The organism is Neisseria perflava (assembly GCF_024170405.1).
GTDB classification, from domain to species: Bacteria; Pseudomonadota; Gammaproteobacteria; order Burkholderiales; family Neisseriaceae; genus Neisseria; species Neisseria perflava_B.
Map to the genome: position 1 here is coordinate 13,537 of NZ_JALJYC010000014.1, position 12,001 is coordinate 25,537.

At 53.9% G+C, this 12,001-nt stretch carries 10 protein-coding genes and 1 tRNA gene; 9 read left to right on the forward strand and 2 right to left on the reverse strand.

Annotated features, from left to right (window positions below; translation table 11 throughout):
• Positions 1-20 precede the first annotated feature (20 nt).
• A complete protein-coding gene (locus J2T37_RS06390; protein WP_253354651.1) occupies positions 21-899 on the forward strand; it encodes a chorismate mutase in 879 nt (292 codons plus the stop codon).
• Positions 900-994: 95 nt separating this feature from the next.
• On the opposite strand, the gene J2T37_RS06395 is transcribed toward J2T37_RS06390, so the two are convergent.
• Entirely contained in the window at positions 995-1,864 is an 870-nt protein-coding gene (locus tag J2T37_RS06395) for a c-type cytochrome (protein WP_253354652.1), read from the reverse strand.
• A 290-nt stretch (positions 1,865-2,154) separates the two neighbouring features.
• Between J2T37_RS06395 and J2T37_RS06400 the strand changes: the two genes are divergently transcribed.
• Positions 2,155-2,230: transfer RNA gene (locus J2T37_RS06400), tRNA-Arg, on the forward strand.
• Between the two features lie 63 nt (positions 2,231-2,293).
• On the opposite strand, the gene J2T37_RS06405 is transcribed toward J2T37_RS06400, so the two are convergent.
• The gene (locus tag J2T37_RS06405; RefSeq protein WP_253354653.1) at positions 2,294-3,487 is read right to left on the reverse strand and encodes an aromatic amino acid transaminase; all 1,194 of its coding nucleotides are present in this window, start codon (positions 3,485-3,487) and stop codon (positions 2,294-2,296) included.
• 187 nt (positions 3,488-3,674) lie between these two features.
• On the opposite strand from J2T37_RS06405, the gene folP reads away from it, so the two are divergent.
• The 7 genes from folP to prfA all read left to right on the forward strand — a co-directional run bounded on the left by folP (position 3,675) and on the right by prfA (position 11,705).
• Complete coding sequence (gene folP, locus J2T37_RS06410; RefSeq protein WP_253354655.1) at positions 3,675-4,532, forward strand: dihydropteroate synthase; 858 nt, start codon at positions 3,675-3,677, stop codon at positions 4,530-4,532.
• 574 nt (positions 4,533-5,106) lie between these two features.
• Positions 5,107-6,078 carry a glycosyltransferase gene (locus tag J2T37_RS06415; RefSeq protein WP_253354657.1) on the forward strand — a complete coding sequence of 324 codons (972 nt, stop codon included), beginning with the start codon at positions 5,107-5,109 and terminating at the stop codon, positions 6,076-6,078.
• A gap of 135 nt (positions 6,079-6,213) precedes the next feature.
• Entirely contained in the window at positions 6,214-7,554 is a 1,341-nt protein-coding gene (gene glmM / locus J2T37_RS06420) for a phosphoglucosamine mutase (protein WP_253354659.1), read from the forward strand.
• Between the two features lie 206 nt (positions 7,555-7,760).
• Positions 7,761-8,465 carry a DedA family protein gene (locus tag J2T37_RS06425; protein ID WP_253354661.1) on the forward strand — a complete coding sequence of 235 codons (705 nt, stop codon included), beginning with the start codon at positions 7,761-7,763 and terminating at the stop codon, positions 8,463-8,465.
• An 82-nt stretch (positions 8,466-8,547) separates the two neighbouring features.
• Positions 8,548-9,537, forward strand: a complete 990-nt coding sequence (locus J2T37_RS06430; RefSeq protein ID WP_253354663.1) for an asparaginase — start codon at positions 8,548-8,550, stop codon at positions 9,535-9,537.
• Between the two features lie 8 nt (positions 9,538-9,545).
• Entirely contained in the window at positions 9,546-10,322 is a 777-nt protein-coding gene (locus J2T37_RS06435; RefSeq protein WP_253354728.1) for a TatD family hydrolase, read from the forward strand.
• 306 nt (positions 10,323-10,628) lie between these two features.
• Positions 10,629-11,705 (forward strand): peptide chain release factor 1, encoded by a 1,077-nt coding sequence (prfA, locus tag J2T37_RS06440; RefSeq protein ID WP_253354665.1) that lies wholly within the window; start codon positions 10,629-10,631, stop codon positions 11,703-11,705.
• Positions 11,706-12,001 lie beyond the last annotated feature (296 nt).

Genomic DNA, 12,001 nt, shown 5'->3' on the forward strand with positions numbered 1-12,001 from the left:
AGCAATCAAGGAGTGTCGCCATGATTATTATCATGCGCAAGCAGGCAACAAAAGCAGCGGTGGCGCGGGTGGTTGAAACCATCCGCAGTAAGGGTTTGCAAGAACATATTTCGCGCGGCGAAGAACGCACGATTATCGGCGCGGTCGGCGACGAGCGCGTGTTCTGTCCGAATGATTTGGAAAACCTGCCCGAGGTGGAACGCGTGGTGCGGGTGTTGAACGATTGGAAAATCATCAGCCGCGAAACACAGCCGCAAGACAGCGTGATACAGGTGCGCGGCGTGGCTTTCGGCGGCGAAAAAATGCTGGATATTACCACTTTGCCGCAAAAGGCGGATAAGGCCGACGCGGTGTTTCTCGATCCGTTTTTCCTGTCGGTACGCCCGTATGCCGCCGTCGATACCAGCAGCGAAAAAGCGCAGATTAGCAGCATGAAAACCGAGCTGACGCGCTTGCACGCAGCGGGCAAACCGGTGTTGGTGCGTATCCGCGACGTGCGCCAAATTGAAGCGGCGTTGGCGGCGGAGGCCGATATTCTGTATCTCGGCGGCGAACAGATGAGCAACCGCGCCCTGCAAGACGAAGTAGGCCGTTTGAATACGCCGGTGGTGTTGTGCAAAGACAAGCACCACCGCGTTGATGATTGGCTGGTCGCAGCGGAACACATCGCGCTGGGCGGCAACCGCCATATCATCTTGGGCGAGGCCGGCACACTCAGTTTCGAGCCGGAACACGCCTACCGTTTGGATGTGGACGCCATCGTGCGCGTGCGCATTGAAACGCGCCTGCCTGTGATGGCCAATATTACCCGCTTGTGGCACAACGATATGCCGCAGGAGGTGCTGTATAAACTGGCGGCAGCGGCTGGGGCAAACGGGGTAATCAGCAGTTTGGCATAAGGTTTTCAGACGGCCTTGTTCTTTTCTGAGGACAAGGCAATAAAGCAAAAAGCGCACCAAATGGTGCGCTTTTTTTTGAGGGAGGGGGTAAATGTTTAGAATTTACCGCCGGATTGGTTCACCATGTAATCCACGGCAGCCATAACATCGGCGTCGCTCAGGCTGGTGTTGCCGCCTTTGGCCGGCATCATGCCGGTTTTGCCGGTAAAGCCTTCGATTGCATGCTTGTGGACAGTATCTTTACCTTGGGTGATACGCGCTTTCCAATCGGCAGCATCACCTGTTTTTGGTGCACCGGCTACACCGGCGCCGTGGCAGGCCATACACAGGCTGTCGTACACTTCTTTTCCTTTACCGGCAGCGGGTGCGGCGGCCGCGGTTTCCGTTGCAGGAGCGGCAGCAGCCGGTGCAGCGGCGTTATCGGCGGCAGGAGTTGCGCCGGAAGCGGCGGCGTCAGAAGCAGCACCTTCGGCAGGCGCAGCACCGACAGCAGGGGCTTCAAAGTTACCGCCTGCGCTGTTGGCCATAAAAGCAATGGCGCGTTTGAGTTCATCGTCGGTCAGATCGGCGGCGCCGCCTTTTGCCGGCATGGCGTTAAAGCCGTTTAAAGCGTGTTGGAACAGGGTGTCGAAACCTTTGGCAATGCGCGGCGCCCAGTCGCTGGCGTGTTCAAATTTTGGCGCATTGGGGACAACGCTGTCTGCCGCGTGACATTGGATACAGATTTTTTTGAAGATTTGTTCGCCGGTACGCTCGCCAACCGGCGTGCCGTCGCCCAAAGTGAGCTGGCCGGTCGGCTGGATACGGGTTTGGGTGGCGGATTCGGTGGTTTCGGCAACATCGCTGAAGGAGCTGCTGCCGGCCAGTTTAATCAGGAAGAAAACGACTGCGAGCAAAATAACGATACCGCTCACAAGGGTGAACAATGCCGAGCCTTGGGCTTTGTTGTTACTGAGTTGTTTCATTTTGGTAGGCCTCGCCGTTAGGTTGGGTTGTGCTTTGGTTATAGGTATTGAGTTTGTTAATCGTAGTTAACAATATTTTGCTGGATTATACTGAATTTACAGGGGCTTTCCAATCATTGCGGCTGAAAATCTGTGAAAAAACTGTCATCTTGCCTCAATTGTCGGGTGTAATATGTTGTAATCAATAAAGTATTTGTCATGCGGGTAAATCGGCGGCGGTGTGGCCTTTCCCGCACTTGCCAGATAAACTTTGCCAAAATCGGCGAAATACGTTAACCTTACGCCCTTACGCACCCATAGCTCAGTTGGAAGAGCGTCAGTTTCCGAAGCTGGAGGCCACAGGTTCGATCCCTGTTGGGTGCGCCATATTTGAAAAGGCCGTCTGAAAAATATTCAGACGGCCTTTTACTTTGCGCGAAGCAAATCCGGTTATTTCAACACTTCGGCAAACGCATTGGCAACGTATTCGATGTTGGACGGATTCAATCCCGCTACACACATGCGGCCGGAATCGAGCAGATACACGGCAAATTCATTGCGCAGGCGGTGTACTTGCGCCACGGTCAGACCGGTGTAGCTGAACATGCCGCGCTGCTTGATGAAGTAGTCGAAATTTTTGTTCGGAATCTTGGCGGCCAACACTTCGTGCAGACGTTGCCGCATGGCGCGGATACGGTCGCGCATGGCATAGACTTCGCTTGTCCACAAGGCAAAATGCGCGCTGTCGTTCATCACGCCGTCGGCGAGAAAAGCGCCGTGGGCGGGCGGACTGGAATAAATGCGGCGCACGGTAAATTTCATCTGGCCGAATACGATATCCGCTTCTTCTTTATTCGGGCACACCGCGCTCAAGCCGCCGACGCGCTCGCCGTAGAGCGACAGGTTTTTGGAGAATGAGTTGCTGACAAACAGTGGCAAGCCCATTGCGGCGGCTTTGCGGATGGCGTAGGCATCGCTGTCCAAATCGCCGCCGAAGCCTTGGTAGGCGATGTCCATAAACGGAATCAGCCCCCGCGTTTGGATAATGGTTAAAACTTCATCCCATTGCTCGGGCGACAAATCCACGCCGGTCGGGTTGTGGCAGCAGGGGTGTAAAATCAGCACGCTGTTTTGCGGCAGGCTGTTGAAAAACGCCGTCATCTCATCGAATTTTACGCCGACGGTGGCTGGGTCGTAATAGGGATAAGTGCCGACTTCAAAACCCGCGCCTTCAAAAATGCTGCGGTGGTTGTCCCAAGTCGGGTCGCTGACATAGGCTTTGGTTTCGGGAAACCAGCGGTGTAAGAAATCTGCGCCGACTTTCAAAGCGCCCGAGCCGCCGAGGGTTTGGATGGTGGCGATACGGCCTTCTTTCAACAGCGGATTGTCTGCGCCGAATAATAAATGCTGCACCGCTGCGCGGTAGGGCGCATAGCCTTCCATCGGCAGATACGGGCTGAGGTGCGGCTCGGCAGCCAGCGCGGTTTCGACTTGGTGCACGGAATCCAACACCGGCATTTTGCCGTTTTCATCAAAATAAATGCCGATACCGAGGTTGACTTTTTCGGCACGCGCATCGTTGTTATAGACTTCGACCAGACTCAAAATCGGGTCGCCCGGATAAAATTCGACGTGTTGGTACATGGTGCTCCTTTGCTGGGCGGGAATAGACAAACAGACGGATTATTGTGGCATAAAGCGGAATTGTTGACAATCATGCCAATCGGTAAGGCAGGCCGTCTGAATACGGAATACGAAGGCGCACAAAGCCACCGGTAAACGCTATAATCAAGCTGTTTTTTAAGATATGAACAATCATACAGGAGATAAAATGAACCATTCCCCCGTTTGGCAGGCCGGCCGTTTTCAAATTGATTTGAGCGAGCCGAAAATCATGGGTATCGTGAACATTACCCCCGACTCGTTTTCCGACGGCGGTACGTATTCGCACGATATTCAGACGGCCTTAAACCATGCCGAGCAATTATTGAAAGACGGCGCCGACATCCTCGACATCGGCGGCGAATCCACCCGCCCGGGTTCGGATTTCGTGTCGCCCGAAGCGGAGTGGGCGCGTGTCGAGCCGGTATTGGCGGAAATCGGCAAATGGAACGTGCCCGTCAGTTTGGATACGCGCCGCACGGTTGTGATGGAAAAAGCGCTGGCGCAGGGCTGTACCGACATCATCAACGACGTGGCCGGTTTGAGCGATGAAGGCGCGGTGGAACTGTTGGCGCGTTACCCTCAAGCCGGGATTTGCGTCATGCACATGCAGGGTTTGCCCGAAACCATGCAGGACAACCCCAGCTATCAAGACGTGGTCGGCGAAGTGACGCGTTATCTGAACGAGCGCGTGAAAGCATGCGAAGCGGCGGGCATTGACAAACAGCGCCTGACACTCGACCCCGGTTTCGGTTTCGGCAAAACGCTGCAACACAACATCCTGCTGATGCAGCACTTGGGCGAACTGATGGCTGATACCGGCCTGCCCTTCCTTATCGGCGTATCGCGCAAACGCATGATTGGCGAGCTGACCGGTGTGGATACGCCGTCTGAACGGGTGTTCGGCAGCGTGGCCGCAGCCTTGGCTTCCGTGGCACGCGGTGCGCAAGTGATTCGCGTGCATGATGTGAAAGCCACGGCGGACGCGGTAAAAGTATGGCAGGCGTTGGGCGTGTTTGAAAATTAATGCCTTGCCATAGGCTTTGGCCGTCTGAAAACCAGCAACTGCTTGGGTTTTCAGACGGCCATTGTCTTAAATGAGAATATGAACAAGGGGATAATACGAGCGGATATTAGGGTCTGTTGACATTTCATCACGCGGCATCTTTTCGGCAAAAAAAACGCGTCTGCTGCGTTAAAAATGCTTGCAAGGTGTCCAACCTTGCTGCGCTTTTTGCCTTACATCCGCATTTTTTCACTCGAAAATCTGCTTCGCGGATGACACCGCTTCGCTGTCAACAGCCCCTAGGTAAGTTCCGAAATATTTGTTATTATGCAAATTGCAATCTATTTGCAATTTATTTGTAATATAAATTTAAGTATCTGCTCTAAATATTTTTCAGTATTGTCATTTGCTTAACATTTTTCTTCCGTAAAAGGGAAACCAAACCGGCTTCTCCGGGTCAAACAGCCTAACTGCGTTTGCGGCGGTTTACGGCAGATTCTGGGACTGCCGGCCGAAGCGTAAAGGCATGGGCTGCCCCACGGTAAACAGAATAGAAAATGGCAGCTATGCGATGATGATAACAATAGGAAAAAAAATGAACTTGTCTTTTATTGTCCCGATTTATAACGGCAGCCGTTTTATCGACGGTTTGGGACAAAATATCCTTGACTTCCATCAAGCGGTTGAGGGCGTTGAATTTATCTTTGTGAATGACGGTTCGACTGACGACAGTTCTGAAAAATTGCGGCAATTTTTGGCAGAACACGACCAATCGGGCTTGACGTATAAAATCATTGATACTGCAAACGGCGGCGTCAGCCGTGCGCGCAATACTGCTTTGGCAGTAGCCACGGGCGATTATGCCATGTTTATGGATCATGACGACAATATCGACGCGGCGAAATTTGCCGGATTGTGGCGGCAGTTTGTACAAAGCGGTGCCGATTTGATGCATTTCGGTTGCAATGAAAAATATCCGGCAGGCGATAAAGTTTTTACGCGCGATGAGTTTATTACCGATTTTCCATTCATGTCGTATGTGTGGGCGTATGTGTACCGCCGCAGCCTGATGGAAGAGCCTAAACTGCGTTTTACCGAAGGCATGAAATATTTGGAAGATGGCGTTTTTCTGTTGGATTACATTTTGAGAACCCAACAGGTTTTTGTCAGCAACCAAAAAATTTACGATTATGTGGATAACCCCGATTCGGCCATGCGTGCGGGGCGCAATCCCGAGCAGAACCGCCAATTCTTAGACGACATCGGCTTGGCCGTGCGCAGTTACAACCGTTTGGCAGCCACGCCCGCGCCCGCAGCGGTGCAGAAGCGTTTGCGCGAAATCCGCGATTCGTTTGTGTTTATCTATATCGTGAATATGCTGAAAACCCGTACCGACCGCAAAACCCTGTTTGCCCGCTTAAACGAAGCCGGATACGATTTCAAGTTGGCGGATTATCCGAGCAAATTCAACCAACGCCGTCAGGTAAAGGTGTTGTGCGCTTTGTTCCGCAGCCGTTGCGCCTTGTCGCTGCTGGCGAAAACAGGCTTGTTAAACCGAGTCGCTTAAAGAAAATATTGATTCCATGCCGTCTGAAAGACCGCCTTTCAGACGGCATTTAAACACGTTTGGCAGCAGCCGGATTGACCGCAGATAAATCCTGTTATCATGCTGCCCAACAGTATCCAAACGGAGCATTTGATTATGGCTAAAAAATATTTCGGCACCGACGGCGTGCGCGGCGAAGTGGGGCAATTCCCGATTACCCCGGATTTTGTGTTGAAACTGGGCTATGCCGCCGGGCAAGTATTGGTGCAGCATGACGCGGAGCAGCGCCCGACCGTGTTAATCGGCAAAGACACGCGTATTTCCGGCTATATGCTGGAAGCGGCGCTGGTGGCCGGTTTTACCGCTGCGGGTGTAAACGTGGTGCAGACCGGCCCGCTGCCGACACCGGGCGTGGCTTATCTGACCAAAGCGCTGCGCCTTTCGGCCGGCGTGATGATTTCCGCCTCGCACAATGTCTATTCCGACAACGGCATTAAATTCTTCGCCGAAGGCGGCGTTAAATTGTCGGACGAAATCGAGCTGGAAATCGAAGCCAAAATCGACGAAGAAATGAAAACCCAGCCGTCTGACCGCTTGGGGCGCGCCCGCCGCATCAACGGTTCGGACGACCGCTATATCGAGTTTTGCAAATCTACTTTCCCCGCCCATCTGGACTTGCGCGGTTTGAAATTGGTGGTGGATACCGCCAACGGCGCAGGCTATGCCGTTGCGCCGAAAGTGTTCCACGAACTCGGCGCGAGTGTCGTGACCATCGGCGATGAGCCCAACGGCTACAACATCAATGAAAAATGCGGCGCGACCCATCCGAAAGCGCTGCAAGCGGCGGTGTTGCAAAACGAAGCTGATTACGGTATCGCGCTTGACGGCGACGGCGACCGCCTGATGATGGTCGATCGCAACGGCAAAGTGTATGACGGCGACAACCTGATTTATGTGATTGCCAAAGCGCGTGCGCACGAAGGCATTCAAATCGGCGGCGTGGTCGGTACAGTCATGACCAATATGGCGATGGAAATCGCACTCAAAGAGCAGGGCGTAGCTTTTTGCCGCGCCAAAGTCGGTGACCGCTATGTGTTGGAACAGTTGCACCAGCGCGGCTGGCTGATTGGCGGCGAAGCCAGCGGCCATATTTTGTGCATGGATAAACACAATACCGGCGACGGCATTATCTCCGCTTTGCAGGTATTGGCCGCTTTGCAGGTATTGGGTCAGGATTTGGCGACCGTGTGCGCCGACTGGCAGCCGTTCCCGCAAACCATGATTAACGTGCGCATCCAAAAAGGCCAAAACTGGCAGGAAGCCTCCAAAGAGGTATTGGCCGAAGTGGAAAAAGAGCTGGAAGGCAAAGGCCGCGTGGTCTTGCGTGCTTCGGGCACCGAGCCGGTGGTGCGCGTGATGGTGGAAGCCAAGCAGTCCGACTGGGCGAAAAAAGGCGCGGAACGCATTGCCGCCGCCATTACCGGTGCGAAAAAATAAGCCGTATCGTCTGAATCTGAGAAAAAGCGGACTGTTTCAGTCCGCTTTTTTGTTTATGGGCAAAACAATGACGAATATTTGCTGATTCGGTCTTGTTATGCTTTCAGACGGCCTTATCTGTTGGTAAAATACCGTTGTATCAATATTTAAAGGCCGTCTGAAAAATCAGGCGGCATATTCGTTATCTTATTCTGGAACGCCTGCCGATGTATGCATTTTTGGAAGCCTTTTTCGTCCAATACGGTTACGCCGCCGTATTTCTCGTGTTGGTGGCGTGCGGTTTCGGCGTGCCGATTCCGGAGGACATTACGCTGGTAACCGGCGGCGTCATTTCCGGCCTCGGTTATACCAATGTTCATGTCATGGTGGTGGTCGGCATGCTCGGCGTATTGGCCGGCGACGGCCTGATGTTTGTTGCCGGACGCATTTGGGGGCACAAAATCCTCAATTTCCGCCCGATTGCCCGCGTGATGACGCCCAAGCGCTATGCGCAAGTGCAGGAAAAATTTGATAAATACGGCAACTGGGTGTTGTTTGTCGCCCGTTTCCTGCCCGGTTTGCGCACGCCGATTTACATTACCGCCGGTATCAGCCGCAAAGTTTCTTACTTGCGCTTTGTCTTGATGGACGGCTTGGCTTCGCTGATTTCCGTGCCGATTTGGATTTATTTGGGCGAATACGGTGCGAAAAATACCGATTGGCTGATGCAGAAGGTGCACCAATTCCAATCCGGCCTGTTTGTCGCCATCGGCATCGGCGCGGCGGTATTGATTTGGTTTTGGTGGCGCAAACACCAGCGTATCCGTTTTTACCACGAGCGTTTGCGTGAATTACGCGCCCAGCGCAAAGCGGCGCGGGTGGAAAAAGCCGCCGCCAAAAAAGCCGAAAAAGCGCAATCGGCCAAAGATTAATTCGATATAAGGCCGTCTGAAAGCAGACTGACAGTACTGTTTCAGACGGCCTTTTCCCTTATCCGTTTTCTTCCGACTCATCATGAAACAAAAAATCTTCGTTCTCTACACCGGCGGTACCATAGGCATGAGCCAAAGCAGCGACGGCCTGCGCCCCGATACCGCGCTGGCGGGCAAAGCGCTGCAACCGTTTGCCGACCGCCTCGATTTCGACTGGCACATCTGCCAACCGCTGATTGATTCCTCCGCCGTTACCCTGCAAAACTGGTGCGACTGGCTGGCTGTCCTTACTGAAAAAATCCCGCATTACGACGGTATTCTGATTTTGCACGGCACCGATACGTTGGCCTACACCGTCAATCTGCTGGCTTTGGCTTTGCAGGGCTTGGACAAACCGGTGATATTGACCGGTTCGCAATGGCCGTATGACGCGGCAAACAGCGACGCGCCGCTAAACTTGGCCACCGCCGTAGCCGCATTTGAGCTTGGTTTGCAAGAAGTGGCGGTTGCCTTTAACGGCATGCTGTTTCCCGCCGTCGGCAGCCGCAAAGTCAGCACCGAAACTGCCGCCGGTTTTGCCAATCCGCATTCCGGCGCCATCGCCGAATGGAACGCGGCAGCAGGTTGGCAGCACATCGCACCGCGTCCGCAAATCAGAGTCGAAACGCAAGGTTTGCAAACATTGCCGCTAAACCCGCAAGCCAAAGTCGTCTGCCATACCCTGATTCCTGGTTTCAGCACGCAAAACCTTTCAGACGGCCTTGCGCATACGGCCGCCCAAGCTGTGATTTTGCAAAGCTACGGCCACGGCAACGCGCCGAATACGCCTGAATTTATCGCCGCCGTGCAAGCCTTTACTGCTCGCGGCGGCCTGCTGCTCAACATCAGCCAAGTGATGCAGGGTTGCGCGGCGGCGGTGTATGCTCAGGGCAGCGCCTTGCGGCAGGCGGGTGTCATCAACGGCGGTAAATGCAATTTGGAAACCGCTACCGCCTTATTGACGCTGGCAGTTTCCAACGGTTGGACGGCCGCCGAGATACAGCAAAAATTGGCGGAGAACGGGTTGGCGTAATGGAGGAAATCCGCCTGACCGACACCCATTGCCACCTGACCGACCCGGCCTTGCAAGCCGACTTGCCGCGTATTGTGCAAGAGGCGGCGGCGCAGGGCGTGCGGCGCTTTATCGTACCGGCTACGCAGCGCGGCGATTGGCAGCAGGCGATTGGTTTAATGCAACAAAGGCCGTCTGAAAATGCGGCTGTCCATTGCGCCATCGGCATTCATCCGTGGTATGCGCAAGAAGCGGCGGAGCAGGATTTTGCCGAACTTGAAACACTGTTGCACCGCTATCCGCAAATCTGGCTGGGCGAAACCGGCTTGGATTTTTACAACAAAAACCAAACCCAAGCGCAGCGCGAATGGCAGATTGCCGTGTTTGCCCGCCAGCTCGCCATCGCGCAAAAGCTGCAACGGCGCGTGATTGTGCACAATTTACGCGCGACGCAGCAAATCGTCGCAGCGGTGAAACAGCAAAAGTTCACTGGCGGCGGCATTGCGCACGCCTTTTCCGGCAGCATAGAAGAAGCCGAATCGCTGATACGCTGCGGTTTCTACATCGGTATCGGCTCGCTGCTGCTCAATCCCACAGCCAAAAAAGTCCGCCTTGCCGCCGCCGCTTTGCCTTTGGACAAAATCGTCTTGGAAACCGACAGCCCGTTTATGCTGGGCAATACGGTCAATACCCCCGCCAATGTGCGCAAAATTGCCGGAATCGTGGCGGATTTGCGCGGGATAACGGTTGCAGAAGTGGCGCGGCAGATGGAAGACAATGTCAACCGCTTACTGGCAGCGGTTTAGCCGCTTGCGCTTATCTTTTTGAATTATAGGATCTGTTGACATTTCATCACGCGCCATCTTTTCGGCAAAAAAATATGGCTGCTGCGTTGAAATTGCTCGCAAGGTGTTCAACCTTGCGAGCAATTTCGCCTTGTATCCGCACTTTTTTACTCGCAAATCTGCTTTGCGGCTGAAATGTCAACAGACCCTGAAAAAACCTTTATAATAGCGCCCATCAATGCCGTCTGAAAAGTGTTATGCCTGTCCGCTTACGCGAAGGGTAGCGTATTGCCTTATTTTTCAGACGGCCTTTCTTGTGGAAACTTTATGAAACCCTCAATTTTAGAAAAATTACAACAACTTGCCGACCGCTTGGAAGAGGTCACGCACCTGCTCGGACAGCCCGAAGCCACCGAGGATATGGACAACTACCGCAAGCTCACGCGCGAACATGCCGAGCTGACGCCGGTGGTAGAGGTGTTCCAGCAATACATCTTGGCGCAGAGCGATTTGGCCGACGCCGAAGGAATGCTGCACGATCCGGAAATGAAAGATTTTGCCGCCGAGGAAATCGAAGCGGCCAAAACCAAAATCGACACGCTGGATACCGAGCTGCAAAAGCTGCTGCTGCCCAAAGATGCCGACGACGATAAAAACATTTTTATCGAGGTGCGCGCGGGTACGGGTGGCGACGAAGCGGCGCTGTTTGCCGGTGATTTGCTGCGCATGTACAGCCGCTATGCCGAGCGCAACCGCTGGCAGGTGGAAATCGTGTCGGCCAACGAGAGCGAGCTGGGCGGGTATAAGGAAGTTATCGCCCGCATTGTCGGCCTCGGCGCATATAGCCGTCTGAAATTCGAATCAGGCGGCCACCGTGTGCAGCGTGTCCCGGCCACCGAAAGCCAGGGGCGTATCCATACTTCGGCTTGCACCGTCGCCGTAATGCCGGAAGCGGACGAATTGGAAGACATCGAGTTGAACGCTGCCGATTTGCGTATCGACACCTTCCGCGCCTCCGGTGCGGGCGGCCAGCACATCAACAAAACCGATTCCGCCGTGCGCATTACCCACCTGCCGACTGGCATGGTGGTGGAATGTCAGGACGGCCGCAGCCAGCACGCCAACAAAGCGCAGGCGATGAAGGTATTGGCGGCGCGTTTGAACGATGCGCAAAAACGCGAAGCGCAGGCCAAAGAAGCGGCCGAACGCAAATCGCTTATCGGCAGCGGCGACCGTAGCGAGCGCATCCGCACCTACAATTACCCGCAAGGCCGCGTCACCGACCACCGTATCAATTTAACCCTGCACAAGCTGGATTTTATTATGGACGGCGATTTGGAAGAATTAACCAATGCGCTGATTGCCGAACATCAGGCCGAGCTGCTGGCGGCGATGGGTGATTAAATAATCTATTAATGATTTAGCGCAAAGGCCGTCTGAAAAAAGCGGGTTGATGATGAGTCCGCCCTTTTCAGACGGCCTTTTCATGTATAAACTAACGATGTTAAAAATACGGCGGTAGGTAGCGGTATTTACCGGCTCAAGCCGTTGGTGCAGGTTGGGCATTTTGCATAACAGGCGCAAAGCATTGCTTTGGCAGATGAAAATGCTAGAATAGCCCTGCTCGGAGAAAATAAGCTGCCCCTGCTTTCGAGGCGGTGCCGAGAGGTGAAAAATCTAAAATTCTTAAAAAATCAACT